Origin of the sequence: Saccharopolyspora griseoalba (assembly GCF_042665275.1) — a bacterium.
In the GTDB taxonomy this organism is placed as follows: domain Bacteria; phylum Actinomycetota; class Actinomycetes; order Mycobacteriales; family Pseudonocardiaceae; genus Saccharopolyspora; species Saccharopolyspora griseoalba.
On sequence record NZ_JBHTCJ010000005.1, the window covers coordinates 129,548 to 155,835 of the forward strand.

General features: G+C 71.7%; 25 protein-coding genes, 1 tRNA gene and 1 riboswitch. Of the genes, 13 read left to right on the forward strand and 13 right to left on the reverse strand.

Annotation, left to right across the window (positions count from 1 at the left end; all coding sequences use genetic code 11):
• Positions 1-343: 343 nt before the first annotated feature.
• The 4 genes from ACFQRI_RS11720 to ACFQRI_RS11735 all read right to left on the reverse strand — a co-directional run bounded on the left by ACFQRI_RS11720 (position 344) and on the right by ACFQRI_RS11735 (position 3,437).
• On the reverse strand, positions 344-2,089 hold the full coding sequence (locus tag ACFQRI_RS11720; RefSeq protein ID WP_380667606.1) for a tyrosine-type recombinase/integrase: 1,746 nt from the start codon (positions 2,087-2,089) through the stop codon (positions 344-346).
• 164 nt (positions 2,090-2,253) lie between these two features.
• Positions 2,254-2,325: transfer RNA gene (locus ACFQRI_RS11725), tRNA-Val, on the reverse strand.
• Between the two features lie 101 nt (positions 2,326-2,426).
• Entirely contained in the window at positions 2,427-2,891 is a 465-nt protein-coding gene (locus tag ACFQRI_RS11730) for a peroxiredoxin (protein ID WP_380667608.1), read from the reverse strand.
• A 111-nt stretch (positions 2,892-3,002) separates the two neighbouring features.
• Positions 3,003-3,437, reverse strand: coding sequence for a DUF3052 domain-containing protein (locus ACFQRI_RS11735; RefSeq protein ID WP_344131635.1), 435 nt, complete (start codon positions 3,435-3,437; stop codon positions 3,003-3,005).
• A gap of 298 nt (positions 3,438-3,735) precedes the next feature.
• Between ACFQRI_RS11735 and aceE the strand changes: the two genes are divergently transcribed.
• On the forward strand, positions 3,736-6,498 hold the full coding sequence (gene aceE / locus ACFQRI_RS11740; protein ID WP_380667610.1) for a pyruvate dehydrogenase (acetyl-transferring), homodimeric type: 2,763 nt from the start codon (positions 3,736-3,738) through the stop codon (positions 6,496-6,498).
• Positions 6,499-6,601: 103 nt separating this feature from the next.
• Positions 6,602-7,645 (forward strand): isocitrate/isopropylmalate dehydrogenase family protein, encoded by a 1,044-nt coding sequence (locus tag ACFQRI_RS11745; protein WP_380667612.1) that lies wholly within the window; start codon positions 6,602-6,604, stop codon positions 7,643-7,645.
• A gap of 19 nt (positions 7,646-7,664) precedes the next feature.
• Here the strand turns inward: ACFQRI_RS11745 and ACFQRI_RS11750 are convergent, their stop codons facing one another.
• Complete coding sequence (locus ACFQRI_RS11750) at positions 7,665-8,354, reverse strand: nicotinamide mononucleotide transporter family protein (protein ID WP_380667614.1); 690 nt, start codon at positions 8,352-8,354, stop codon at positions 7,665-7,667.
• A gap of 77 nt (positions 8,355-8,431) precedes the next feature.
• Positions 8,432-8,562: riboswitch (FMN riboswitch) on the reverse strand.
• A gap of 147 nt (positions 8,563-8,709) precedes the next feature.
• Between ACFQRI_RS11750 and ACFQRI_RS11755 the strand changes: the two genes are divergently transcribed.
• Positions 8,710-8,952 (forward strand): DUF3263 domain-containing protein, encoded by a 243-nt coding sequence (locus ACFQRI_RS11755; RefSeq protein WP_380667616.1) that lies wholly within the window; start codon positions 8,710-8,712, stop codon positions 8,950-8,952.
• Positions 8,953-9,006: 54 nt separating this feature from the next.
• Here ACFQRI_RS11755 and ACFQRI_RS11760 read toward each other — a convergent pair whose 3' ends face one another.
• Together ACFQRI_RS11760 and ACFQRI_RS11765 are read right to left on the reverse strand one after the other, a co-directional pair.
• On the reverse strand, positions 9,007-9,867 hold the full coding sequence (locus ACFQRI_RS11760) for a peptidoglycan recognition protein family protein (RefSeq protein WP_380667618.1): 861 nt from the start codon (positions 9,865-9,867) through the stop codon (positions 9,007-9,009).
• Between the two features lie 132 nt (positions 9,868-9,999).
• Positions 10,000-10,743 (reverse strand): mechanosensitive ion channel family protein, encoded by a 744-nt coding sequence (locus ACFQRI_RS11765; RefSeq protein ID WP_380667620.1) that lies wholly within the window; start codon positions 10,741-10,743, stop codon positions 10,000-10,002.
• Between the two features lie 221 nt (positions 10,744-10,964).
• Here ACFQRI_RS11765 and ACFQRI_RS11770 point away from each other — a divergent pair, with 221 nt between their 5' ends.
• The 6 genes from ACFQRI_RS11770 (at position 10,965) to ACFQRI_RS11795 (ending at position 17,390) form a co-directional block, all read left to right on the forward strand.
• Positions 10,965-12,179 carry a PucR family transcriptional regulator gene (locus tag ACFQRI_RS11770; protein WP_380667622.1) on the forward strand — a complete coding sequence of 405 codons (1,215 nt, stop codon included), beginning with the start codon at positions 10,965-10,967 and terminating at the stop codon, positions 12,177-12,179.
• 198 nt (positions 12,180-12,377) lie between these two features.
• Positions 12,378-13,298: an ACP S-malonyltransferase gene (locus tag ACFQRI_RS11775; RefSeq protein ID WP_380668053.1), complete on the forward strand. Its 921-nt coding sequence runs from the start codon at positions 12,378-12,380 to the stop codon at positions 13,296-13,298.
• Entirely contained in the window at positions 13,295-14,275 is a 981-nt protein-coding gene (locus tag ACFQRI_RS11780) for a beta-ketoacyl-ACP synthase III (protein ID WP_380667624.1), read from the forward strand. The genes ACFQRI_RS11775 and ACFQRI_RS11780 overlap by 4 nt, the downstream gene beginning before the upstream one ends.
• A 63-nt stretch (positions 14,276-14,338) precedes the next feature.
• Positions 14,339-14,578, forward strand: a complete 240-nt coding sequence (locus ACFQRI_RS11785; RefSeq protein ID WP_380667626.1) for an acyl carrier protein — start codon at positions 14,339-14,341, stop codon at positions 14,576-14,578.
• Positions 14,575-15,819 (forward strand): beta-ketoacyl-[acyl-carrier-protein] synthase family protein, encoded by a 1,245-nt coding sequence (locus ACFQRI_RS11790; RefSeq protein ID WP_380667628.1) that lies wholly within the window; start codon positions 14,575-14,577, stop codon positions 15,817-15,819. The genes ACFQRI_RS11785 and ACFQRI_RS11790 overlap by 4 nt, the downstream gene beginning before the upstream one ends.
• A gap of 134 nt (positions 15,820-15,953) precedes the next feature.
• Positions 15,954-17,390 carry an acyl-CoA carboxylase subunit beta gene (locus ACFQRI_RS11795; protein ID WP_380667630.1) on the forward strand — a complete coding sequence of 479 codons (1,437 nt, stop codon included), beginning with the start codon at positions 15,954-15,956 and terminating at the stop codon, positions 17,388-17,390.
• A gap of 69 nt (positions 17,391-17,459) precedes the next feature.
• Here ACFQRI_RS11795 and ACFQRI_RS11800 read toward each other — a convergent pair whose 3' ends face one another.
• Positions 17,460-18,026 (reverse strand): hypothetical protein, encoded by a 567-nt coding sequence (locus ACFQRI_RS11800; RefSeq protein ID WP_380667632.1) that lies wholly within the window; start codon positions 18,024-18,026, stop codon positions 17,460-17,462.
• A gap of 80 nt (positions 18,027-18,106) precedes the next feature.
• Complete coding sequence (locus ACFQRI_RS11805; RefSeq protein WP_380668055.1) at positions 18,107-18,583, reverse strand: DUF3145 domain-containing protein; 477 nt, start codon at positions 18,581-18,583, stop codon at positions 18,107-18,109.
• Positions 18,584-19,006: 423 nt separating this feature from the next.
• Here ACFQRI_RS11805 and ACFQRI_RS11810 point away from each other — a divergent pair, with 423 nt between their 5' ends.
• Positions 19,007-20,215 (forward strand): hypothetical protein, encoded by a 1,209-nt coding sequence (locus ACFQRI_RS11810; RefSeq protein WP_380667634.1) that lies wholly within the window; start codon positions 19,007-19,009, stop codon positions 20,213-20,215.
• On the opposite strand, the gene ACFQRI_RS11815 is transcribed toward ACFQRI_RS11810, so the two are convergent.
• The 3 genes from ACFQRI_RS11815 to ACFQRI_RS11825 all read right to left on the reverse strand — a co-directional run bounded on the left by ACFQRI_RS11815 (position 20,202) and on the right by ACFQRI_RS11825 (position 22,474).
• Complete coding sequence (locus ACFQRI_RS11815) at positions 20,202-20,822, reverse strand: hypothetical protein (protein WP_380667636.1); 621 nt, start codon at positions 20,820-20,822, stop codon at positions 20,202-20,204. The two genes, ACFQRI_RS11810 and ACFQRI_RS11815, sit on opposite strands and share 14 nt — an antisense overlap.
• A gap of 153 nt (positions 20,823-20,975) precedes the next feature.
• Positions 20,976-21,986, reverse strand: coding sequence for a hypothetical protein (locus tag ACFQRI_RS11820; protein WP_380667638.1), 1,011 nt, complete (start codon positions 21,984-21,986; stop codon positions 20,976-20,978).
• Positions 21,983-22,474: a SigE family RNA polymerase sigma factor gene (locus ACFQRI_RS11825; RefSeq protein ID WP_380667640.1), complete on the reverse strand. Its 492-nt coding sequence runs from the start codon at positions 22,472-22,474 to the stop codon at positions 21,983-21,985. Before ACFQRI_RS11825 ends, ACFQRI_RS11820 begins: the two co-directional genes overlap by 4 nt.
• A gap of 257 nt (positions 22,475-22,731) precedes the next feature.
• Here ACFQRI_RS11825 and ACFQRI_RS11830 point away from each other — a divergent pair, with 257 nt between their 5' ends.
• Complete coding sequence (locus ACFQRI_RS11830; RefSeq protein ID WP_380667642.1) at positions 22,732-23,556, forward strand: LLM class F420-dependent oxidoreductase; 825 nt, start codon at positions 22,732-22,734, stop codon at positions 23,554-23,556.
• A gap of 8 nt (positions 23,557-23,564) precedes the next feature.
• Here ACFQRI_RS11830 and ACFQRI_RS11835 read toward each other — a convergent pair whose 3' ends face one another.
• Positions 23,565-24,158, reverse strand: coding sequence for a TetR/AcrR family transcriptional regulator (locus ACFQRI_RS11835; protein WP_380667644.1), 594 nt, complete (start codon positions 24,156-24,158; stop codon positions 23,565-23,567).
• A gap of 158 nt (positions 24,159-24,316) precedes the next feature.
• On the opposite strand from ACFQRI_RS11835, the gene pobA reads away from it, so the two are divergent.
• A complete protein-coding gene (gene pobA, locus ACFQRI_RS11840; RefSeq protein ID WP_380668057.1) occupies positions 24,317-25,489 on the forward strand; it encodes a 4-hydroxybenzoate 3-monooxygenase in 1,173 nt (390 codons plus the stop codon).
• Positions 25,490-25,542: 53 nt separating this feature from the next.
• Entirely contained in the window at positions 25,543-26,241 is a 699-nt protein-coding gene (locus tag ACFQRI_RS11845) for a class I SAM-dependent DNA methyltransferase (protein WP_380667646.1), read from the forward strand.
• Positions 26,242-26,288: the final 47 nt, after the last annotated feature.

The following is a 26,288-nucleotide window of genomic DNA, read 5'->3' on the forward strand; positions in this document are numbered from 1 at the left end:
CATCCGGAGCCCTCGTGGAAGCGAGGTGATGATCGCCGGTTCAAGCCGCCACGGCCGGTGTGGGTCGACCTTGCACGCCTCTATCCCCGTTCAGCCGACATCCGCCCGTCGCCCGAAGGATGGGATGTGCAGGCTGTCGTCCCAGGGGAGCAAACCGCGTGGTTGAAGACCACCACGGGCACATGGATCGCTGAAGTCCGCTACTCCATCCGCCGTGGGGACGGCAGCGAAGGTGTCCAGCACACAGGATGGCTCCCTGCCGAAGCGGTACGCCTCAGACACGACACGCCAGCGCGGCGAGGGCCAGACCGCTGAGACCGACGCCCCACCACAGGCTCGACGCTCACGCAGTCATGCTCACGAAGGTCCTCAAGACGGGCCCACCGGGTCGCCGAACATCCATCTCGTAGTCAAGGATTTCACCGAGGTCCCGACCATCGCGTCGCACGGCGGTCGCGAGGAGCGTCCGAAGGTGGCCAGCGTCCGCCGGATCAGCCTCAGCGGAAAACTCCCTGACCGACTCGCCGTGGCGACGAATCTCGAACTCGAGCAACTCAGGACCGCTCGGCGCCTCGACGGGCTTAGGAGACACCTGTTCCGCCTCGCCCGCTACCAGTGACTCCCCAGCCGCCGGTGTCGTTCTCACCGTTGCGGCGTGGTTCGCGGCGACCTGTGCCCGCCTACCGCGCGAGACCTCGACCGTGCCCCACTCCTGCAGCAGTTGAACTGCACGCTGAACGGTCCCGACCGAGATCCCGTAGTCGCCGGCGAGCCGCTTCATCGACGGGAGCTCGTCGCCAGCGGACAGCTCACCGCGCTCGACCTGGTCGTAGACGTCGACCGCGAGCTTCTCGTAGGGATTCCTCGGGTTCGCCCGAATCCGCTCCGCCGAGGTCAACGGCTTCGGCCGCTCCGGTACCCGATCCGCCAACGCAGTCGACGCGCGCTGGTCAGCCTCGGAAACCCACGCCGTGTAGACGCGCAAGGTGGTTTGCCCGCCTGATCCGTGCCCGAGGCGGCCAGCCACCGTGCGGACGTCCACGCCCGAAGAGATGAGCTCGGTGGCCGAGTAGTGCCGCAGTCTGTGCAGCGTCGTGTTGATACCGAGGCGCTTGACCATCCGCTCATAGCGCTGCGTCACCGAGCTCGGCTTCTGGAACTCAGCCCCATCAGGCGCCTGCGAAAACATGAACGCCTCTCGCTTCAGGCTCAAGCCAATCGCAACGGCGCGCTTTTCGCAGCGTTCGCGGTGCTCGGTGAGGACCTCGACGGTGACCGAGTCCAGCGCGACCCGTCGCTGCTGGTGAGTCTTGGTGTCCTTCTCGTACCAGACCCGCCCCTCCGGATCCCACGAAATCGCGCGCTTGAGCGTGACGACCGCAGCATCCGGCTCGAAATCCGCCCACCGCAACGCACACAACTCACCGCGGCGGGCGCCGGTGGTCATCGCCAGCCACAGCAGGCTGCCCCAATCCTCGTCCTGCCACGCCTCGGTCAGGATCCGCGCCGACTCGTCCGCGCTCGGCGGGCTCGGATCCGCCGGCGGGGATGCCGGCGGATCGACGTCGATCGTCGGGTTTTTGGACACCCAGCCCCAGCGCACCGCGCGCTTGTAGGCACCCGACAGCAGATAGTGAATCTGCCGAATCGCCGTCGCGCCCAACGGCTTGCACTGGTGCGGACGACACCGCTCATCGCACTCGTGCTTCCGCGAGGTGCGGTGATCGATACGCCGCTTGTTCGTGCAGTGCTCCCGGCAGCGACGCAGCTCCGCGTACAACGAATCCAAGATGTCGGCATCGATCCGGCCGACCGGCTCATCTCCGATAAACGGCGCGATGTGCTTGCGCACGTAATCCCGGTACTGCTGCCGCGTGGACGGCTCGCCCTCGAAGTGCTGATCCAGATAGCGCTTCAACAGCTGCTTGACCGGAGCGCTGGTCCGCGGGGTCCGCCGCTCGTTGACCTCGTTCAGCAGCCGAGTCAGGACGACCTCGGCCTCGCGCTCGGCGTTCGGCCCCGCCGGCACGGTCTCGCGAAGGTAGTGCCGACGCTTCGTCACGGCGTCGAAGCCGGCGTAGACCTTCACTCGCAGGGCTCCGCTGGGCAGTTCTTCGACGGTTCCGCGGGGACGCTGCCGCCTCGTGCTCGACCTGACCATGGATCAAGCCTAAGGTCGATTCGCACCATGAATGGGGCCACGAAGTCGCAGCCACCGATTAGAGAATCTTCAAAACCCCAGTTCAAAAACGGTGGGCACAGTTGGGTTCGAACCAACGACCCCCTGCTTGTAAGGCAGGTGCTCTTCCGCTGAGCTATGTGCCCTGGTGGTGGTCGCACCGGGCCGCCGGACGAACACCGCGGTCATTTTACCCGCGCGTTCCGCCCGGTTCGGCGACCGGTCGACCACCTGTGCGCTTGAGCGCTCAGCTGCGGACCTCCGCCAGGGCCCTCTTCCAGGCTTCCTGGTCGCGGGCCTCGCCCGGCTGGTTGACCTCGGCGAAGCGGACCTTGCCCCCGGTGTCGATGAGGAACGTGCCGCGGTTGGCCATGCCGGCGGCGTCGTTGAACACGCCGTAGGCCTTGGCGACCTCGCCGTGCGGCCAGAAGTCGCTCAGCAGCGGGAACGTGTAGCCCTGCTGGTCGGCCCAGGCCTTGAGCGAGAACGGGGTGTCGACCGAAACGCCCAGAACCTGAACGTCGTCGTTCTGGAATTCGCCGATGTCGTCGCGGACCTGGCAGAGCTCGCCCTGGCAGACGCCGCTGAACGCGAACGGGTAGAAGACCAGAAGCACGTTCTTGCTGCCCCGGAAATCGGCCAGCGAGACCTTTTCCTTGTTGTAGTCGGGCAGCGTGAAGTCCGGCGCCTGCGCACCGACCTCGACCGTCATGAGAACACCCTCCTGCTCGAGGTGACCTTGTCGTCGCCGAACCTACACGTCACGCGAGTAGTGGGCACCGGTGGCGCGGCCACGGGTGCCCACTGCTCGAATGCGCTCGGCTCAGCGACGCGCCTTGGCGCGGCGGTAGGCCAGCCTGGTTCCGATCCAGCCCTCGCTGATGCTGGAGTTCCCGGTCTGGGCCAGGTTCGCCGTCGATGCCGCCTCCGCGATGTCGGCGGGCTCGACGTAGCCATCCCGGCCGGTCTTGGGCGTCAGGACCCAGATGACCCCGTCATCGGACAGGGGCGTCATCGCATCGAGAAGCGTGTCCGTGAGGTCACCGTCGTCTTCCCGCCACCACAGCAGCACGACATCGACCACTTCGTCAGCGTCTTCGTCGAGCAGTTCGCTCCCGCAACGCTCCTCGATCCGGGCCCGGACATCGTCATCGACGTCCTCGTCCCAGCCGAGTTCCTGGACAACCATCTCCGGCTCGATGTCGAGCTTCTCGGCGACGTCGGCTTCGCCTTTACCGGCGTCTCCCGCGGCGACCACGGTTGGCTCACTCCTCCAATGCACCGGTGCGGTGGCACTCCGGCCCCGCACATCTTCCAAACCTGGCCGATAGCGAACACTGCGGACCGCTACCGGCGCAACTGCTGGGCGTACGACACGCCGTAGCAACGCGTTGAGATTCGACTCTAGACCGGCTTCGCCCGCACGGACAGCCCGCAGTCCCCGACAACCCCTCCCGGCTACCTCCATTCCGGGCCGAAATGCGGGACCATGTCCGTGTCGGATGTCACCTTCCGAACAACCCTGCCACGCATCCCGACGCAGTCGAGGAGTTCCCTTGTCCCCGCTCAACAACGACGCAGCCGGTACCCAGCGGGTCCGGGTGATCCGGGAGGGCCTGTCGGCCCACCTGCCCGACATCGACCCGCAGGAGACCGACGAGTGGTTGCAGTCCTTCGACTCGCTGCTCACCGCCGGTGGCCAGCAGCGAGCCCGCTACCTGATGCTGCGCCTGCTCGAGCGCGCCCGCGAGACCGGTGTCGGCGTGCCCTCGCTGACCGGCACCGACTACGTCAACAGCATCCCCACCGAGCAGGAGCCCTGGTTCCCGGGCGACGAGGAGACCGAGCGCCGCTACCGGGCCTGGATGCGCTGGAACGCGGCGATGATGGTGCACCGCGCGCAGCGGCCGGGCATCGGCGTCGGCGGGCACATCTCCTCGTTCGCCTCCTCGGCCAGCCTCTACGAGGTCGGGCTGAACTGGTTCTTCCGCGGCAAGGACCACGCCGGCGGCGGTGACCACCTCTACATCCAGGGCCACGCCTCCCCCGGCATCTACGCGCGCGCGTTCCTGGAGGGCAGGCTCGACGAGCACCAGCTCGACGGGTTCCGGCAGGAGCACTCGCACGCGGGTGCCGGCGGCGGCCTGCCCTCCTACCCGCACCCGCGGCTGATGCCGGACTTCTGGGAGTTCCCCACCGTGTCCATGGGCCTGGGCCCGATGAACGCGATCTTCCAGGCGCGGTTCAACCGCTACCTGCACGACCGGGGGATCTCGGACACCTCGCAGCAGCGCGTGTGGGCGTTCCTCGGCGACGGCGAGATGAACGAGCCCGAGTCGCGCGGCCTGCTGCACATCGCGGCCAACGAGGGCCTGGACAACCTCACCTTCGTGATCAACTGCAACCTGCAGCAGCTGGACGGGCCGGTGCGCGGCAACGGCAAGATCATCCAGGAGCTGGAGGCCTTCTTCCGCGGCGCGGGCTGGAACGTGATCAAGGTGATCTGGGGCCGCGAGTGGGACTCGCTGCTGCACGCCGACCGGGACGGCGCCCTGGTCAACCTGATGAACACCACGCCCGACGGCGACTACCAGACCTACAAGGCCAACGACGGCGCCTTCGTGCGGGAGCACTTCTTCGGCCGCGACCCGCGCACCAAGGAGATGGTCAAGCACCTCTCCGACGACGAGATCTGGGGCCTGCGGCGCGGCGGGCACGACTACCGCAAGGTCTACGCGGCGTACAAGGCGGCCACCGAGCACCACGGGCAGCCCACCGTGATCCTGGCCAAGACGATCAAGGGCTACGGCCTGGGCCCGCACTTCGAGGGCCGCAACGCCACGCACCAGATGAAGAAGCTCACCGTCGAGGACCTCAAGCTGTTCCGCGACAGCCTGCGCATCCCGATCCCCGACGAGCAGCTCGACCCGTACCTGCCGCCCTACTACCACCCGGGCCAGGACTCGCCGGAGATCCAGTACCTGCAGGAGCGGCGCACCCAGCTGGGCGGCTACCTGCCGGAGCGGCGGGCCAAGTCCAAGCCGCTGGTGCTGCCGGGCGACGAGGTCTACGAGGTCATCCGCAAGGGCTCGGGCAAGCAGGAGGTCGCCACCACCATGGCGTTCGTCCGGCTGCTCAAGGACCTGGCCAAGGACCGCGAGCTCGGCCACCGGATCGTGCCGATCATCCCGGACGAGGCGCGGACCTTCGGCATGGACTCGATGTTCCCGTCGCAGAAGATCTACAACCCGCTCGGGCAGCTGTACACGCCGGTGGACTACCAGCTGATGCTGGCCTACCGGGAGAGCGAGCAGGGCCAGATCCTGCACGAGGGCATCAACGAGGCGGGCTCGACCGCGTCGTTCACCGCGGCGGGCACCAGCTACGCCACGCACGGCGAGCCGATGATCCCGGTCTACATCTTCTACTCGATGTTCGGCTTCCAGCGCACCGGCGACGGGTTCTGGGCCGCGGCCGACCAGATGGCGCGCGGGTTCGTGCTGGGCGCCACCGCGGGGCGCACCACGCTGACCGGTGAGGGCCTGCAGCACGCCGACGGCCACTCGCAGCTGATCGCCGCGACCAACCCGGCGGTGATCGCCTACGACCCGGCCTGGGCCTTCGAGGTGGCGCACATCGTCAAGGACGGGCTGCGCCGGATGTTCGGCGAGGACCCGGAGAACGTCTTCTACTACCTGACGGTCTACAACGAGCCCTACCAGCAGCCCGCCGAGCCCGCCGGGCTGGACGTCGACGGCCTGCTGCGCGGGCTGTACCGCTACCAGGCGGCGCCGTCGGGCTCCGGGCCGCGCACCCAGCTGATCGGGTCCGGCGTGATCCTGCCGGAGGTGGTGCGGGCCGCGCAGCTGCTGGCCGAGGACTGGGGCGTGCGGGCCGACGTGTGGTCGGCGACCTCCTGGTCCCAGCTGCGCCGCGAGGCCGAGCAGATCGACCGCCACAACCTGCTGCACCCGGACGCCGAGCCGCAGGTGCCGTACGTGACCCGCGCGCTCGCGCAGGCCGAGGGCCCGGTGGTGGCGGTCAGCGACTGGATGCGCGCGGTGCCCGACCTGATCCGGCCGTGGGTGCCCGGCGACATGGTCAGCCTGGGCGCCGACGGGTTCGGCTTCTCCGACACGCGCCCCGCGGCCCGCCGGGTGTTCCTGGTCGACGCCGAGTCGACCGTGGTCGCCGCGTTGCAGGCGCTGGCCAGGGCGGGCCAGGTCGACAAGAGCAAGGTGGTCGAGGCCGCGCGGAAGTACCGGCTGGACGACGTGCGCGCGGCCGGCCCGCAGACCTCGGACCCGGGCGACGCCTGAGCCGGTCTCGTCAGGAGCCCTCGACGCACCGCGCGTCGGGGGCTCCTCGCGCGGGCGGGCACCGGCCTGCCTCCCCCGGATCGCGCCGGGCGATACTCGGCGGATGGTGCGGATCGCGTGCGTCGACGGCGACGGTATCGGGCCCGAGCTGATGGACTCCGCTCGTGAGGTGCTGCGCGCCGCAGCGGAGCTCGACGGGCTGGAGATCGTCTTCGGGAGCGAGCCCGGCGGGGCCGGGACCTACCTGGAGACCGGGGAGCCGCTCGCGCCCGGCGCGCTGGAGCGGTTCCGCGACGAGTACGACGCGGTGCTCAAGGGCCCCGTCGGGTTGCCCGAGGTCCGCAAGCCGGACGGGACCGAGGCCGGCGTGCTCGGCGGTGTGCTGCGCAACGGGCTGGACACCTACGCCAACGTGCGGCCGGTGCGGCTGCTGCCCGGCGTGCCGGGCACCGCGGAGCGCATCGACTACGTGCTGGTCCGGGAGAACACCGAGGGGCTGTACCTGTCGCGGGGCAGCGGGGTGCGCAACGAGCGGGCCGCCAGCGACCAGCTGCTGATGACCCGGGTCGGGGTGGAGCGGGTGGTGCGCTTCGCCTTCGAGACCGCGCGCGAGCGCGCGGGCGCGCCCGCCGACGGGGTGCGGCGGGTGACCTGCGTGGACAAGAGCAACGTGCTGCGCAGCTTCGCGTTCTTCCGGGACGTCTTCGACGAGGTCGCCGCTGAGTACCCCGACGTGGAGGCCGATCACCGCTACACCGACGCGGCGGCCCACGACCTGGTGGCCGATCCGGGGCGCTTCGACGTGCTGGTCACCGAGAACTTCGTCGGCGACATGCTCAGCGACCTGGGCGCGGCCACGGTCGGCGGACTGGGCACGTGCCCGGCGGCCAACATCGGCGCGGGCACCGCCTACTTCGAGCCCGCGCACGGCAGCGCGCCCGCGATCGCCGGCCAGGACCGGGCCAACCCGACCTCGCAGGTGCTCTCGGCGGTGCTGCTGCTGGAGCACCTCGGCCACTCCGCGACCGCGAAGCGGATCACCGCGGCCGTGGAGTCCGCCTACGCCGACGGCGCCATCCGGCTCGACGGCGGTTCGCCGGAGCGCGGCACCGAGGCGGCCGCGGCAGCCGTCGTCGACCGCCTGTGACCGCCCCGCGCGGGCCGGTCTAGAGCGGTCGCGCGTTCGCGCCCGATCCGTCGGCGGCGCTCTCGGCGGAACCGCGCGGGCCGCCGGAGGTGCGCTGGGCTCGGACGGTGCGGTTCCAGCTCCAGAAGCCGTGGACCACCAGGGCCGCGAAGACGACGTAGATCGCGGCGCTGAAGTGCAGGCCCGAGGCGAACTGCAGCGGCACGCCCACCGCGTCGACGGCCAGCCAGACCAGCCAGAACTCGACCAGCCCGCGCCCCTGCGCCCAGAAGGCCACCGCGGTGCCCACGAAGATCCAGGCGTCCGGCCAGGGCGCCCAGGAAGCGTCCAGCGCCGAGAGCAGCAGCGCGAACGCGGAGGTGCCCGCGACCAGCACGCCGACCAGCACCAGGCGCTCCAGGCCGGTGGCGCGGCGGATCACCACGCCGTAGACCGGGTCGGTGCGGCGCTTCCACGCCCACCACCCGTAGATCGAGATCAGCAGGATCACCACCTGCCGGATCGCCAGCCCGCCCAGCTGCGCCGAGGCGTAGACGGCGAACAGCAGCACCGTGGCCGAGACCTGCACCGGCCAGGTGGCCAGCCACCTGCGCTGCGCGAGGAACACCACGGCCAGCGCGCACAGCTGCCCGACCAGTTCCGCCCACGAGATGTGCTGGCCCAGCACGGTGATCCCGTTGTCCAGCAACCACTGCCCCACCGCTCGCACGTCCGCTCCTCCCAGCCGGTGCGCCGGGGCGGACGCGGGCGGCCGGCGCGGCACCGCGGGCGCGCGCACGGCCGCCCGTGCGCGTCCTCTCCTCCGGACTTTCACCGTCGGCACCGGAGTTCCACCGGTTCGGCCGGCTCCCGGATCGGGAGCGGTTCGCGGACTGTCACCGCCGGTTCGGACTTGCACCGAGCCCCGGAGCGCACGAGTTCGTACAGACCCGTCCAACATCATTGGCCCGCGGATCTGTTCCCGGCGCGGATCGTAAGGCGGATCACAACGCCACGGACGGCCGATCGAACAGGCGTGCCCTGATCGGTAGACTCGATCAACCACGTCCGAGGGAGGAGCGCCGATGAACGACACCGACCGCGCGATCCTCGCCTTCGAGCTGGAGCACTGGCACTACCAGGGCAACAAGGAGCGCGTGATCCAGGAGCGCTTCGGGTTCTCCCCGAACCGCTACTACCAGCGGCTCAACCGGCTGCTCGACGAGCCGGAGGCCCTGGCCCAGCAGCCCGCCCTGGTCAAGCGCCTGCTCAACCGCCGCGACCAGCGCGCCCAGCGCCGCCGCGTGGCGCACGAGGACCGCAGCTGAGCCACCGCCGCGACGCCGTTCTGGCGGCGGCGCGCGGAGGATCGGGGAGCAGTCCTAGCCCGCCGCGGGCTGCCGCTGCTGCTGGATGCGCACCAGCTCGGCGAGCAGCGGTGCCGCTTCCTGCGGCGAGAGCGCTTCGAAGGCCGCCTTGATCTCCTCGGGCCCCTTGCCCGCCGCGGGCTCGCGGGCGGGCTGCTCGTCGGCCGGGACCAGCTTGTTGACCAGGTCGACCAGCATCGCCACGATCGTGCGCGGCCCGACCTCGGTCTGCCAACCGCGGATCTCGCCGTTCGGGCCGCGCGGCCCGAGCAGCTCGTGCTCCAAGCGCCGCAGGATGGCGTCCTGCTCCGGGCTCATCTCGTCCTCCTGGTCCTTGGCCGCAAGATCGGCGCGGAAGCGCTCCATGTCGACGTGACCCGGATCGATCTTGCCGGTCACGCTGGTCTCCTTGTGGCCGCGCGCGGCCTCCATCGGAAGCCCGAGGTGGCGCAGCACGGCGTGCGTCGCGGCGATCGCCGCCGCGTACTGCTCGGGGCTCGGCCCCTGCTCGACGCCCTGGTAGTCCCATTCGAAGCCGACGTAGAGGGTGTTGCCGTCGCCGCCCGGGTTCGGCCCGGACTCCGCGGCCCGCCCCGCGTGGTTGGCCCGGCCCGCCGCGATCAGGTGCACCACGCCGTCGAAGCCGATGACCGCGTGGCAGAGCGGCCCGGGCAGGTCGGAACGCCCCTCGATGCACAGCCGCACGCTCGGCGCCGGGTCGTCGTAGGACGCCGGGGTCGCGGTGTGGTGTTCGAGCACGCCGACCGGCGCGGGTTGTTCCCCGGAGGCGGTGCGCTCCCGCCAACCGTCGGTCTCGACCACGCCGAGACCGGCCGCGCGCAGCACGTCGGCGAGCCACTCCAGCGGCAGCGGCACGGGCGATCACCCCCAGTCGCTCTCCCCGCCGTTCATGGTGGCCGGATCTTCCGGCGGCCGGAAACGGCCATCGGCGTGAAAAATCGGGACCCACCGCGTTGGTGAGCCCCGATCTTCCGCGCTTCGCTCAGATCACTGCTGCGGCGGCTGCGGGGGCCGCGGCATCTGCTGGGTCTGCTCCGCGCTTCCCGGGGCCGGAGCAGCACCGCGATCGCCACCGCTGAACTGCTGCTCGGCGCTCTCCAGCCAGCGGGTCCAGCGCTGCTGCATCGGCTGGATGAGGCCGCCCCCGACACCGACGACGACCACGCCGGCGGCCGCGGCCAGCACCGCGATCAGCACCGGGGTCGTCACGGTGACGGCGATGCCGATCTGGTTGAGCGCCGAGATGATGCCCAGCGCCAGGATGATGCCGAAGGCGATCTTGCCCAGCAGCGGGCCCGCCGGGCGGTTGCCCAGCGCGCTCTGGATCAGGTCGCCGACCGCGCGCCCGATGGCCGCGGCCACCAGCACCAGCACGACCGCCACCAGAATGCGCGGCAGGAACAGCACGACGCGGTCGATGAGGTCCTTGACCGCGTTCGGGCCGAAGGCGCTCAGCGCCAGCTGCAGGAAGATCAGGAAGATGAAGTAGTACACCAGCTTGACGAGAATGCCGGCGATATCGATGTTCGAGCTCTTCGTCATCTCGCCGAGCCCGGACTTGGCGATGAGCTTGTTGAACCCGAGCCGGTTGAACAGCATCGAGATGGCCTTGGAAACGGCCTTCGCGATCAGCCAACCGACCAGCAGGATGACCAGGAAGACGATCAGTTTTGGCACGAAGGTGGCCACTGCGGACCAGGCCGCGGCCAATCCTTGTTGGAGGGCTCCCACTATTTCTCCTCGAAATGTTCAAGCGAAGTCGCGTCGTCGCGGAATCGTTCTCGATCGACTTCTCGACAGCAAGAACAACATGCTTCACGAAATAATGAACCACGTAGCTCGATGGTCTGATTTGTGATTACTCTCCGGAATTGATTGGGACGCCCGGTGAACCCGGTCGCATCCCCACCTCCGTCGCCCCGCGCTGATCCGAGGCGTGCGATTCTGGGGCCATGAGTACCGAACGCGCTGGTGAGCGGGACACCGGTACGCCCTCCGACATCTCCGCGGCCACCCTCCGCGGCATCGAGCGGGCCTCCGGCGGGCTCGCGACGGCCAGCATCACCGCGATGGAGCAGCGGCTGCCGTGGTTCAACCGGCTGCCCGCCGACCAGCGAGCCAGCGTGCAGCTGGTGACCCAGACCGGCGTGGCCAACTTCGTGGCCTGGCTGGAGGACCCCACGCAGTCGATCCGGCTGACCGCCGAGGCCTTCCGCCACGCGCCCCAGGACCTGTCCCGCTGGGTCAGCCTCCGGCAGACACTGGAGCTCGTCCGGGTCGCCATCGACGTCTTCGAGCAGCAGCTGCCCGGGCTGGCCGAGCAGGAGCACGAGCGCTTCCTGCTGCTGGAGTCGATCCTGCGCTACACCCGGGAGATCGCCTTCGCCGCGGCCACCTCCTACGCGGCAGCCGCCGAGGCGCGCGGCGCCTGGGACGCCCGGCTGGAGGCCCTGGTCGTCGACGGGATCGTCCGCGGCGACGCCGAGGAGTCGCTGCTCTCCCGCGCCGCCGCGCTGGGCTGGGACCCGGCATCGGAGGCCACCGTGCTGGTGGGCAACGCGCCCTCGGACGACCCGCCGACGATCGTCTACCAGGTGCGCAGCCGCGCGGCCCGGGTCGGCTGCCCGGTGCTGCTGGGCGTCCAGGGCAGCAGGCTGGTCGTGGTCTTCGGCGGCAGCGGCGAGAGCTCCGCGGTGGAGCAGACCGCCGAGCGGCTCGCCGAGGCCTTCGGCGAGGGGGCGGTGGTCGTCGGCCCCACCACGCCGAGCCTCGCCGAGGCGCACCGCTCGGCCGGCGACGCGATGTCGGCGCTGCGCGCCGTGGTGGCCTGGCCGACCGCGCCGCGCCCGGTGCCCTCCGGCGACCTGCTCCCCGAGCGCGCGCTGGCCGGGGACCCGGAGGCCGAGCGCCAGCTGGTCGAGCAGATCGTGCTGCCGCTGGCCGACGCCGGCGGGGCGCTGATGGACACCGTGGACACCTACTTGGAGGTCGGCGGGGTCCTGGAGAACTGCGCCAAGCAGCTCTACGTGCACCCCAACACCGTGCGCTACCGGCTTCGCCGGGTCGCCGAGCTCACCGGTCGCACCCCGGCCAACGCCCGCGACGCGCACGTGCTGCGGACCGGGTTGGCCGTCGGGCGGCTGGCCAAGGCCCGCGGGTTGTGGTGATCGACTCGACGACGCAGCGTTCACGCCCGGTCGCAACCGGTTCACCTGTCGGCTATTTACCGGTCAGTACCCACAAGATTGCCCGCGGTTTCCGTGCCTGGTGGACGCCTGACTTGTAGACACCCCACAATTTTGGCCGCCGGACTTCGTTTCTCCCGGCATCACCCCGATCAGGCCGTGGAGTGTTCAGTGGCAAGAGTGATCGCGCTTCTCGCCCCCGGACAGGGGTCCCAGACCCCAGGGATGCTCAACCCGTGGCTCGAGCTCGACGGCGTCGCCGAACGGCTGGGCGCCTGGTCCGAGCTGACCGGCCTCGACCTGACCCGCCTCGGCACCACCGCCGAGGCCGAGGAGATCAAGGACACCGCAGTCACCCAACCGCTGGTGGTCGCGCTGTCGCTGATCGCCGCCGAGGAATTGGACCGCCGGGTGACCGTGCCGGCCGACGCCCCGGTCGCCGGGCACTCCGTCGGCGAGCTGGCCGCCGCCGCGGTTGCCGGCGCGCTCAGCCCGGACGACGCGGTGGCGCTGGCCGCGGTGCGCGGCCGGGAGATGGCCGCCGCATGCGCGCTGGAGCCCACCGGGATGTCGGCGATGCTGGGCGGTGACGAGGCCGCCGTGCTGGCCCACCTGGAGAAGCTGGGCCTGGACCCGGCCAACCGCAACGCCACCGGCCAGATCGTGGCCGCGGGCAAGACCGGTGCGCTGGAGCAGCTGGCCGCCGAACCGCCGGAGGGCGCCCGGGTCCGCCCGCTGCCGGTCGCCGGCGCCTTCCACACCCGGTTCATGGCCCCGGCCAAGGAGGCCATGGCCAAGCACGCCGAGGACGTAAAGACCAACGACGCCACCCGGCCGCTGCTGTCCAACGCCGACGGCGCGGTGGTCTCCGAAGCCGGGGAGATCCTGCGCCGCCTGGTCGACCAGGTGACCAACCCGGTGCGCTGGGACAGCTGCATGGCCACCCTCGCCGAGCGCGGGGTCGAGGCCGTCGTGGAGTTCCCGCCCGCGGGCACCTTGACCGGCCTGGTGCGCCGCGAGCTCAAGGGCGTCCAGACCGTCGCCCTCAAGACACCTGCCGACCTGGACAAGGTCGCCGAACTGATCGGGAGCGCCGCGTGAGCCTGCCCCGCATCGCCACCAAGCCCACCGTCGAGGGCACGAAGCTGCTGGGCTTCGGCAGCACCCAGGGCAACCGGGTCGTCACCAACGACGACCTGGCCAAGATCGTCGACACCAACGACGAGTGGATCCAGCAGCGCGTCGGCATCGTGCACCGCCGCCTCGCCGACGACGACCAGACGGTGGTCAGCATGGCCGTCGAGGCCGGTGCCAAGGCGGTGGCCGACGCCGGGCTGAGCCCGTCCGACGTGGACCAGGTGATCGTGGCTACCTGCACCATGCCCGGCGGGATCCCGAACGCCGCCGCGCAGGTCGCCGACCAGATCGGGATCAAGGCCCGGAGCGCCTACGACCTCAACGCCGCCTGCGCCGGGTTCGTCTACGCGACCTCGCTGGCCTCCGACGCGGTGCGCGCGGGTTCGGCGCGCAACGTGCTGGTGATCGGCTCCGAGCGGTTCCAGGAGTGGCTGGACTGGGAGGACCGCGCCAACTGCATCATCTTCGCCGACGGCGCAGGTGCCGCGGTGGTCGGCCCGGCCGAGGAACCGCAGCTGGGGCCGGGCGTGCTCGGCAGCGCGGGCGACCTGGTCGACACCATCTACCTGCGCGAGAACAAGTACATCTACCAGGAGGGCCAGTCGGTCTTCCGGTGGGCGACGACGCAGATCGCCCCGGTCGCCGCGCAGGCGGTCGAGGCCGCCGGGCTGCAGCTGTCCGATGTGGACGTGCTGGTCCCGCACCAGGCGAACCTGCGCATCGTCGAGGCCATCGCGCGCAAGCTGCAGAACCAGGGTGCCCGCGACGACCTGGTGGTCGCGCGTGACATCGTCTACTCCGGCAACACCTCGTCGGCGTCCATCCCGCTGTCCATCGACCACATGCGGTCGGCCGGGGAGATCCCCAGCGGGGCCGTGATGTTGCTCGTGGGCTTCGGAGCCGGGCTGTCCTACTCGGCCCAGGTCGCCGTCTGCCCCTGACCCCAGAAACCACCGCGGGCTCCTGCGCTCGCGGTTCAGCAGGAACCAGGAAGGGAAAACCCAGTGTCGAACGAAGAAATCACCTCCGGTCTGGCCACCATCGTCGAGGAGGTCGCCGGTGTCGACGCCGCCGACGTGACCACCGAAAAGTCCTTCGTCGACGACCTGGACATCGACTCGCTGTCCATGGTGGAGATCGCCGTGCAGGCCGAGGACAAGTTCGGCGTCAAGATCCCGGACGACGAGCTGGCCAACCTCAAGACCGTCGGTGATGCGGTGGACTACATCACCAAGAACGCATGACCACCGATGTCGTGATCACCGGGCTGGGCGCGACGACACCGCTGGGCGGTGACGTCGCGTCCACCTGGGACGGACTGCTCAACGGAAGCACCGGCATCCAGCGCCTGGACGTCGAGTGGCTGGACACCTACGAGCTGCCCACCAAGATCGCCGCACCGCTGGCGGTCGAGCCGAGCGAGGTCCTGCCGCGCGTGCAGCTGCGCCGGATGGACCGCTGCGAGGCCATCTCGGTGATCGCCGCGCGCGAGGCGTGGGCCGACGCGGGCCTGGAGCTGCCCACCGACGAGTCCGAGCCCGTCGACCCGGACCGCCTCGGCGTCTCGCTGGGCACCGGCATCGGCGGGCCGCTGACCCTGCTGCAGCAGGACGACCTGCTGGAGACCTCGGGGCTGCGCAAGGTCTCGCCGCTGACCGTGCCGATGCTCATGCCGAACGGCCCGGCCGCCATGGTCAGCCTCGACCTGCGCGCTCGCGCGGGCGTGCACTCGCCGGCCTCGGCGTGCGCCTCCGGCGCCGAGGGCCTGGCCAAGGGCTTGGACATGATCCGGTCCGGGCAGGCCGACGTGGTGGTCGCCGGTGGTGCGGAGTCCTGCATCCACCCGATCACCGTGGCCGGGTTCAACCAGGCGCGGACCCTGAGCACCCGCAACGACGAGCCGGATCGCGCGTCCCGGCCGTTCGACGTGGACCGCGACGGGTTCGTCATGGGCGAGGGCGCCGGCGTGGTGGTGCTGGAGAGCGCCGAGCACGCCAAGGCCCGCGGTGCCCGGATCTACGGCCGCCTCGCCGGCTCCGGGATCACCTCGGACGCCTACCACATCACCGGGAGCCACCCGGACGGGCTGGGCCAGATCGCGGCGATGCGCAAGGCCCTCGAGGCCGCCGAGCTCTCGCCGAGCGACATCGGGCACGTCAACGCGCACGCGACCTCCACCGTGGTGGGCGACGTGGGCGAGGCGAACTCGGTGCGAAAGGCCATCGGCGACGGCGCGGTGGTGACCGCGCCGAAGGGCTCGCTGGGCCACCTGGTCGGTGGCGCCGGCGCGGTGGAAAGCATCGTGACGATCCTGTCGCTGCACCACGGCGTCATCCCGGCGACCCGCAACCTCGAGACGCTCGACGAGAAGGTGGAGCTGGACGTGGTGGCCGACAAGCCGCGCCACGTCGAGCAGACCGCCGCCATCAACAACGCCTTCGGTTTCGGTGGGCACAACGTCGCGCTCGCCTTCGCCAGGGCATGATCGCCGCCGGCGGGGACGGGCGCTGACCCGTCCCCGCCGAGCTGCGTTTCGACCCGCCGCGACGCGCTCTCGTCAGCGGCGCCGCTCGGCCGCGCTCGCGGCCTGCTGACACCCCGAACTTCCGGAGGAACCCCATGACGGCATTGGCCGATCGGCTGGAAGCCGAGCAGGAGCGACGAGATCCGCGCGATCCCGAGGTGCGCTTGGAGCAACTGCTCGACGCGGAATCGATCGAGCCGCTGCACCCGCGCGACAACAGCGGCATGCTCGCCGCGCGCGGCCGAATCGACGGCACCAAGGTCATCGTCTACTGCAGCGACGCCACCAAGATGGGCGGTGCGCTGGGTTCCGAGGGCTGCGGGCACATCGTCGACGCCATCGACGTGGCGGTGCGCGAGCGCTGCCCGGTCATCGGCGTGTGGCACTCCGGCGGCGCCCGCATCCCGGAGGGCGTGGAGTCGCTCAACGGCATGGGCGAGATGTTCGCCGCGATGACCCGCGCCTCCGGTCGGGTCCCGCAGATCTCCGTGGTCGTCGGTCCCGCCGCGGGCGGCGCGGCCTACGGTCCCGCGCTGACCGACGTGGTGATCATGTCGCCGAAGGGCCGCGTCTTCGTCACCGGCCCGGACGTGGTCCGCAGCGTCACCGGCGAGGACATCGACCAGGAGGGCCTGGGCGGGGTCAGCGCGCACGGCGAGAAGTCCGGCGTGGTGCACGTGGTCGCCTCCGACGAGTCCGACGCCTACCAGCGCGCCCGGCGGCTGACCGGCCTGTTCGCCCGGCCCGGCATGTTCGACCTGCACTCGGTGCAGGACGAGGAGGACCTGCGCGCGCTGCTGCCGGACCGCCCGCAGCGCGCCTACGACGTCAAGCCGGTGATCCGCGGCGTGCTCGACAGCCGCCCCGACGGCTCGGCGGACTTCGAGGAGCTGCAGGCCAAGTGGGCGCCGAACGTGGTGATCGGCCTGGGCAGGCTCGGCGGCCGCAGCATCGGCATGATCGCGAACAACCCGCTGCGCAAGGGCGGCTGCCTGGACTCGCTGTCGGCCGAGAAGGCCGCCCGCTTCGTGCGGATGTGCGACTCCTTCGGCGTTCCGCTGCTGGTGCTGGTCGACGTCCCGGGCTACCTGCCGGGCGTCGGGCAGGAGTGGGGCGGCGTGGTCCGCCGGGGCGCGAAGCTGCTGCACGCCTTCGGCGAGGCGGTCGTGCCGCGGGTGACCCTGGTGACCCGCAAGTCCTACGGCGGCGCCTACATCGCGATGAACTCCCGCGCGCTGGGCGCCACCTCGGTGCTCGCCTGGCCCGAGGCCGAGACCGCGGTGATGGGGGCCAAGGCCGCGGTCGGCGTGCTGCACCGCAAGAAGATCGCCGCCGCTCCGGAGGAGGAGCGCGAGCAGCTGGTCGAGGAACTGACCGAGGAGCACCAGCGGGTCGCCGGTGGTGTGGGCCGGGCGATGTCGATCGGCGTGGTCGACGAGGTCATCGACCCGAAGACCACCCGCCGCCGGATCGCCGAAGCGCTCGCCGCCGCGCCCGCCGGCCGAGGCGCCCACGGCAACATCCCGCTGTGACCCCCGCGCGCGAGGCGGCCCGCGAAACCAGTCGGCCGCCTCGCGCTGCGCCGGGTCCGCGCGAGCCGATCAGCAGGGCGCCGCGATGGCGCTGTTGGGGAGCTTGCTGATGTCGAGCTGGGCGTTGCCGGTCGCCGAGAGGACCACCGGGTAGACCACGTTCCACTGCACGCAGCGCGACTGCACCTGCGGCGGGGCGTCCTCCAGCGCCTGCTCGCTCTTGAAGCTCAGCATCACCAGCGCGGAGCGGTCCTTCGCCGGGACGATGCGGTTGACCCGGATGTCGAAGTCGCGGGTGCTGTCGTAGGCCTCCTGCCACTTCGACTTCGGCAGCTCGTTCCACTTGCTCGGGGTCACCGTGGACCGCCACAGCTCGTAGTTCTTGCGGTTGATGCCGTCGAAGTAGTTGTCCAGCAATCCCTCGATGATCCGCTGGTCGGGATAGGCCGCCGCGTCAGCCGAGTACACCACGCCGGAGCGCGAGGTCCGCTCGGAACCGACGGCCTGCGCGGCCGCCTGCCGCTGGGAGTTCTCCCGCGCGCCCGCGAACTCCTGCTGGGCGAGCAGCACGCCACCGCCCGCGGCGACGAGCAGCACGACGAGACCGAGCGGTATCCCCCATTTCAGCCAACGCACGCCGAACAGCTTGGCACAACGCCCGCGCGCCGTGGGGCGGCCCGGCGAAACCGCCGGGCGAAGCTCGTTTCGAGCGGTTCCTAGCCGACGCGGTGCAGCCAGGTCACGGGTGCGCCGTCGCCGGCGCGGCGGAAGGGCTCCAGGGCGTCGTCCCAGGCCGTGCCGAGCAACTGGTCCACCCGGTGCCCGAAGGCGTCGGCGCCCTTGGCGTTGGCCGCGAGCGTGCGCAATTGATCTTCGCTGACCACGATGTCACCATTGGCGCCGGTGCACGCGCGCCACAGGCCGAGCCCCGGCGCGTGGCAGAACCGCTGGCCGTCGATCCCGGGACTCGGGTCCTCGGTGATCTCGAAGCGCAGCATCGGCCACGCGCGCAAGGCCGTCACCAGGCGCGCGCCAGTACCCGGCTCGCCCGTCCAGTTGCACTCCGCGCGGAGTTGCCCTGGGGCTGCCGGTTGGGCCGTCCAGCGGAGTTCCGTCCGGATGCCGAGTGCGCCGGAAATCGCCCACTCGACGTGCGGGCAGACCGCAGACGGCGACGAGTGAACGTAGACCACACCGGTGGTGTGGCCACGGTCGCTGCCACGGGTGCTCACTGCTGACCTCCGCTGTTCGACGAGGGACGTCTTCCCCTACGACCTCGCGAACCCGACGATCACCAGATTGCGGCGTCATTCTGCATCGCCGGTGGAGATCTTCGCCACCGGCGGAGAGCGGGTTCACCTTTCCCGAGACGCGCCTCGAACCGCGCGCGGACGTACCGCACCAATTGCTCCGTTGTGCTGAAATCGCAGATCCCGGGCGCGGCGCACGGGTTTCGCGTTCCCTCGGACGCACCAAGCCGACGGGGTCAACAGGGCAACGAGATCCACTCGAACGGGCGAAAGAACGATCTCGGGGACAACGCACCCCGCGCCCGGCTAACGTCGACGCGGCGGTGGCCGGAGGCCCCGCCTCGCAGCGGTCCTGGGAGGTCTGGAATGCACGTGGTGCGGCTCGGCGACAAGTCGGCGGAGGTCGGCGCCGACGTCCGGGCGGCGCTGGCCGCGTGGGGTGCGGGCCGGTCGGTGCTGGGCGGCGTCGCCGTGCTCGGCGCCCGGCCGCCGGGCAGCCCGCGCCCGATGGAGGCGGTGATCGCCCAGCCGCGCGGGATCGTCGTGGTGCACGGCGTCGACCTGCCCGAACCCGCCGCGAAGCTGGACGCCCCGCTGGGCACCCCGTGGACGGTCGACGGCTGGCCGCTGGTGCGCACCGAGGGCAAGGTCAACCCGGGCCAGGAGGGCCTGGAGTCGGCCGCCGCGCTCGCGCGCAGCGCGCAGTCGCGCGGCATGGAACCGCTGCCGGTGGCCGCGATCGTGGCCGTGGGCCCCTACGCCGGGCAGATCACCCAGCCGACCGCCGATCTGCACCGCGGGGTCCGGGTGATCTCGCCGAGCACGACCGCGCTGCTCGCCGCCGCGCGCGAGCTGGCCACCTACGAGACGCCGTGCTCGGCCGAGTCCGCGCGCGAGCTGCTGCGCCTGCTGGGCGTGGAGCGGGAGGACGACCTCGACGTGGAGCTGCTGCTCGCCGAGGGCTTCCCGGCTTCCCCGGAGACGGACCTGGCCAGGCGCGAGACGGCGCTGATCCCGAAGTACGCCGAACCGTCCCGGCCCGCGGCGGCGCGCGTGCCGCGACGTCCGGTGCTGATCGCGGCCGCCGCGCTGCTGGTGGTGCTGTGCGCGGTGCTGGCGATCGCGCTCGCCTGGCCGCGCGCCGAGCCCGTGGTGGCGCAGCGGGTCGACGGGGTGCGCTTCACCGAGCAGGCGGTGTCCACCGACACCTCCTGCGCCCGCCACGCCTTCGGCGACCTGCGGAGCTGGTTCGAGCAGCACGGCTGCTCGACCCTGCGGCGGGAGTCGCACCGGGCGGCAGCGTCCGGAGGCCCGGTGCGGGTGTCGGTGGTCGAGATCGGCACCGGGGCTCCGGAGGCCGCCGCCGAGCTGCGCGCGCTGGCGACCGCCCCGGGCACCGGTGGGATCACCGCCCTGGGCGGTCGCGAGCGGTTCGCCGGTGCCGCGCGGGTCGTGGAGCAGCGCGACGCGGCGGTGCGGATCGTGCAGACCGCCTGGTCCAACCGCGAATCCAGCCCCGACGACACCGCGCTGCGCGCGATGGCCGAGCGCGCGCTGCGGCTCACTCCGCGGTAGAGCGCCGCGACCGCCCGCCGACCGCGTCGTCCTCGCCGCGCGCGCTCGGGATCACCCGCGGCCCCTTGGTGAGGTACGGGCTGCCCAGCCGGGACAGGAAGAGCAGCGGCGCGAACAGCGGCACCACAGCCGACAGCGCGGCGGCGGTGACTCCCGCGCGCAGCACGTCCGGCGGGAGCAGCGCGCCGTGCCCGAAGCGGCGCGCCAGCCGGGCGGCCACCCACAGCACCGCGACGAAGCCGACCATGGTGGCCAGCGCGACCAGGATCGCCGGCCGGTACCCGAGCCGCTCGGCGCCGAGCATCACCGCGACCCAGCCCAGCAGCGCCGGGGTCTGCCCGCGCTCGGTGGTCGCCGCCCACAGCAGCCCGCCGAGCACGACCAGGGCGGCCCCGCCCTCGCGCCAGGCGGCTGCCAGCTGCTGCGCCCACGGGCCGCCGACCACGCCGAACCGCGCGCCGAACCGGTCGAGCACGTCGATCGCGCTCGGCCCCTCCACCGGTGCCAGGAAGTGCCCGGTGATCCAGGCCAGCGTCCACAGCGAGATCACGAACGCCGCGAACTGCTGCCATCGGGGGCGCTGCAGCACCACCCGGCACAACCGCACCACTTCTCCTCGCTGCGTGCGCACGGACCACCCAACCCGTCGAGGGACACCCGCGCCCATGCTCCCCAGCCGCCGCGACCGAACGCGACGATTGATCACATCGGGGGCGTGTCCCGCCCGGGGCGTGCGGGTGCGCGGCACCCGGACCAGCGACTAGAAGGTGGCCGAGCCGTCGGCGCAGTGGCCTTCGGGGTCGCAGGCCGGCGGGATGCGGCGGACCTGGGTTCCGTCGACCAGCCACTGCCCCCGGTCGGCGGCCGAGACCAGGAACCGGCCGAGCTCGTCGGCCGACAGGTCCAGGCCGTCGGGCGCCAGCGGCGGGGTGTCGAAGGCCTGGCCCGCGGCGAGCTTGCGGCCCGCCGCGGCGTCGTAGGTCGCCACCCTGGCCCGGCGCATCGAGCAGTCGGGTTCCACGGCGGCCACCGAGTCCGCGCGCCACGCGATGGCCAGCGGTCCGCAGGGCGCCACCACGCGCAGCTCCCGCGATCCGTCCAAAGTGGTCGCGCCCGGACCGGCGACCAGCACGTCGCGCGTTCCGGCGCGCTCGACCAGCAGGGCCAGCTCGCCGTCGTCGGCCAGGGCCAGGTCCAGCACCGCCATGCCGTCCAGGGGCAGCTCGCGGCGACCGCCCGCGCCCAGGGTCACCACGTGGTTGGCGCCGTCGACGTAGGCCACGCGCCCGCCCCCGGCGGTCAGCGCGCGCCCGTCGGCCACCTCGGCGATGGTGCGTCGCTCCCCGTCCGGGGCGATCTCCACCACCCGGCGGCCGCGGGGAGTCGACACCGAGGTGAACACGCGGCCGGAGTCGGTGGCCAGGTCCGACCCGTCGGCGCCGCGCACCCGCGCGACCTCGGCCTTCTGCCGCCCGGTGCGCACGTCGAAGGCCGCGATCACCCCGGGCTGAGCGGCGGCGACGTAGCTGTCCGGCTGCACCGCGACCGGAGTGCTGCGCGACTGGGCGAAGAGGCCCAGCGCGAGCCCGACGAACGCCGCGCAGGCCAGCGCAGCCGACACGCCCACCAGCACCGGGACGCGGCGGCGCGCCGAGCGGCGCCGGGCCGCCGACAGCAGCCGGGGCAGCGCGTCGGGCGCGGGTTCGACGTCGTCGACCAGCCGGTGCAGCTGGGCGCGCACCAGCTCGACGTCCTCCTTGCGCTGGCTCAAACCCGCTCCCCCAACAACGCCGACAGCTTGGACACCCCGCGCGAGCAGTAGGACTTCACCGTGCCCGGGCTGCACCCCATCACTTCGGCGACCCGCTGCTCGCTGAGGTCGGCGTAGTAGCGCAGCACGATCGCCTCGCGCTGCCTGCGCGGCAGCGAGGCCAGCGCCTGCGCGAGCACCATGCGGTCCATGCCGCGTCCGGTGTCGTCGGGCACGTGGTCCTCGGTGGCCAGCTGCGCGCGGTAGCGGCGGAACACCGACCGCTTGCGCAGCGCCGACCGCGCGCCGTTCACGACCGCGGTGCGCAGGAACGCCAGCGCCTTTTCCGGGTCCTTCAGGTTCCTCCGCGAGCGGAACACCCGCAGGTAGGCGTCCTGCACGACGTCCTCGGCGGCGGCGCGTTCGTCCACCAGCAAGGCCGCGATCCGCAGCAGCTGCTTGTAGTGCTGCTGGTACAGATCGGTCAGCTTGCCCGTCAGCTCATCCATTTCCGCCGGCCCGTCGCCCGGTAGGGCGGCCAGGGGCAAGGCGATCGACACCGTCACACTCGTGCATGACGCCCGAGACCCCTCCTCAGGTTGCGACCGGATTCGCGCGAGTTCACCGATTCCGCTGCGTTCAACGGCCGTTCAGTCTAACGAGCGGCGCGCCGCGCCGAGGCCGATTCGGGAAACCCGGCCGCTCTTGCCGAGCCGGGGCCGCGGCGGTACGCCTGGAGGTGCAGGCCAATTCGAGGAGGTTCCCGGTGAAATTCGGCGTTTCCACGTTCATCACCGACGAGGGCATCGCCCCCGCCGACCTCGGCAGAGCGCTGGAGGAGCGCGAGTTCGACTCGTTGTTCATCGCCGAGCACACGCACATCCCCGCCAGCCGCGAAACGCCGTACCCGGGCGGCGGCGACCTACCGCGCATCTACTACCGCACCCTCGACCCGTTCGTGGCGCTGTCGGCGATCGCGCCGGTAACCGAGCGGCTGCGGCTGGCCACCGGGATCGCGCTGGTCGTCGAGCGGGACCCGATCACCACGGCCAAGGAGGTCGCCAGCCTGGACCTGATCTCCGGCGGCCGGGCGATCTTCGGGGTCGGCGCCGGCTGGAACCGCGAGGAGATGCGCAACCACGGCACCGATCCGCGCACCCGCGGCGCCCTGATGGACGAGCGGATCCGCGCGATGCGCGAGATCTGGACCGCCGAGGCCGCGGAGTTCCACGGCGAGCACGTCGACTTCGACCCGATCTGCGCCTGGCCCAAGCCGGTGCAGCGACCGCACCCGCCCATCTACATCGGCGGCGAGAGCGAGCGCTCGATGGCGCGGGTCGCCGAGTACGGCGGCGGCTGGCTGCCGCGCGGCGGCACCGAGAACCTCGGCGAGCTCATCGGGAAGGTCCGCGACCGAGCCGGATGGCGGGTCCCGGTGTCGGTCTACGCCGCGCCGGCCGACGCCGCCGAGCTGGCCGGCTACGCCGACGCGGGCGTGGATTCCGCGCTCCTGCTGCTGCCCACCCGGCCGCGCGACGAAACCCTGCGCAAGCTCGACGAACTCGCGCGGCTGACCACCTCGGTGGGGTGAGCCGGCGGTCAGCCGGCGCGGACCCCGGTCAGGACGGTGTCGACGAGGGCGTCGACGTAGTCCGGGGATTCGGCGTCCAGCAGGTCCGGCGGCGTGGTGTTGACGTGGTTGGTGACCGCCCCCGCGATCAGGTCGGCCACCAGCGCCACCGAGGTCGCCTCGGGCAGCTCGCCGCGCTCGACGCCCCGCCGCACGATCGCCCTCGTGGCTCGGATGTGCTCCGGGTAGGGGTCGTCGGCCATCGCCGCGGCCAGCTCCGGGGAGAACCGGGCGTCGACGTTGAGCCGGAAGATCAGCGCGCCCTCCTCGGTGCGCAGGTAGTCCCGCCACCCGCGCGCCAGCTCCAGCAGGTCGGCGCGCAGCTCGCCGGTGTCGATCTCGGCGATGAACCCGACCCGCTCGCGCACCGCGGCGATGAGCAACGAGGCCTTGTCCGGCCACCGCAGGTACAGCGAGCCCTTGCCGATCCCGGAGCGGCGCGCGATCTCGTCCAGCGAGAACCCGCTCCACCCGCGCGCGGCGTAGATCGCGCGCGCGGCCCGCAGGGCTCGCGGCTCGACTTCGGGATCGCGCGGCCGACCGGCCCGCTGCGACTTCGCCACGCCCACATGCTGGCATCCCCGGGCGCGTTCCGGCACCGGCCGAGAGGGTGTGGCCGCTCCGGGCGAAGCGGACTACCGCTCAGCGGAAGCCCGGCGATGGCCGATCGGCGGGCGACGATCGACAGTGGTGCGGTCCGCATCGGAGAGCGAGGTTCGTGTTGCGCACTCAGGTCGCCATCGTCGGCGGAGGACCCGCCGGTCTGCTGCTGTCCCACCTGCTGCACCTGCAGGGCGTCGACTCGGTGGTGCTGGAGCGGCGCAGCCGGGACTACGTCGAGCAGCGGGTTCGGGCCGGGGTGCTCGAGCAGGGCACGGTCGACCTGCTGCGGGACTGCGGGCTCGGCGAGCGGATGCAGCGCGAGGGCGAGGTGCACGAGGGCGTGTTCGTGCAGTTCGACCAGGAGCGGGTGCACATCCCGTTCGCCGAGCTCACCGGCCGCTCGATCACCGTCTACGGGCAGAAGCAGGTGGTGCGCGACCTCAACGAGCGGCGCAGCGCCGACGGCGGCCAGGTGCTGTTCGAGGTCGACGACGTGGCGGTGCACGACATCACCACCGACCGGCCGAGCGTGACCTTCACCCACGAGGGCCGGGCGCGGACTCTGGAGGCCGATTTCGTCGCGGGCTGCGACGGGTTCCACGGCGTGTGCCGGGACGCGATCCCGGCCGAGGTGCGCCGCGTCTACGAGCGGGTCTACCCGTTCGGCTGGCTGGGGATCCTCGCCGAGGTCGCCCCCTCGACCGACGAGCTGATCTACGCCAACAACTCCCGCGGGTTCGCCCTGCACAGCATGCGCTCGTCCACGATCAGCCGCTTCTACCTGCAGTGCGCCCCGGACGAGCCGATCGAGAACTGGCCGGACCGGCGGATCTGGGACGAGCTGGCGACCCGGCTGGGCACCCCCGGCTGGGAGCTGCGCGAGGGCCCGATCTTCGACAAGTCGGTGACGCCGATGCGCAGCTTCGTCGCCGAGCCGCTGCGCCACGGCAGGCTGTTCCTGGCCGGCGACTCAGCGCACATCGTGCCGCCGACCGGTGCCAAGGGCCTCAACCTCGCGGTCGCCGACGTGGACCGGCTGGCCGAGGCGATCACCGACCACTACCGCACCGGCAGCGAGACGGGTCTCGACGAGTACTCGGCGGCCTGCCTGCGCCGGGTGTGGCGGGTGCAGCACTTCTCCTGGTGGATGACCTCGCTGACGCACCGCTTCGAAGGGCCGGACCAGGAGTTCGACCGCAGGCTGCAGCAGTCCCAGTTCGACTACCTGCGCAGTTCGCAGGCCGCGGCGACGACGCTGGCGGAGAACTACGTGGGCCTGCCGCTGCGCTGACCCCGCCGGAAAACCGCTTTCCGCCAGGGCCGCGCCCGGACAGAATCGGCGGCATGGAGTTCAGCGGTTTCGACGCGCGCGGTTATCGGACGGTCGACGTCAGGACGGGGTACGTGGAGTGGGTGGCCTCCTACGAGGACACCGTCGAGGACGTGATGGACCTGGCGCTGCTGGAGCGCCTGGTCGATCCGGTGTGGCCGGAGGTGGCGCGGGCCGCCGACCTGGGCTGCGGCACCGGCCGCACCGGCGAGTGGCTGCGCGGCAAGGGCGTGGCGCGCGTCGACGGGGTCGACGTGACCCCGGAGATGCTGGACCTGGCCCGCCGCCGGGGCGCGCACGACCGGCTGGTGGAGGGCGACGCGATCAGCACCGGGCTGGAGAGCGGGTCCTACGACCTGGTGATCTGCTCGCTGATCGACGAGCACCTCGCCGACCTCGGGCCGCTCTACGCGGAGGCCTACCGGCTGGCCGCGCCGAAGGCCTCGTTCGTGCTGGTCACCTACCACCCGCACTTCATCATGACCTCGGGCATGCCCACCCACTACACCAACGCCGCGGGCGAGAACGTCGCGATCAGCACGAACGTGCACCTGATCAGCGACCACGCGCGCGCGGGCCTGCGGGCGGGCTGGCGGCTGGCGGAGCTGCACGAGGGCGTGATCGACGACGACTGGCTGGCGGTCAAGCCGAAGTGGGAGCGGTTCCGCGACCACCCGATCTCGGCGGCCTACGCCTGGCGCAAGGACGGGTGATCCCCGACCGGGGGACGATCGGAATGCGGTCGCACCGGCGATCGTTG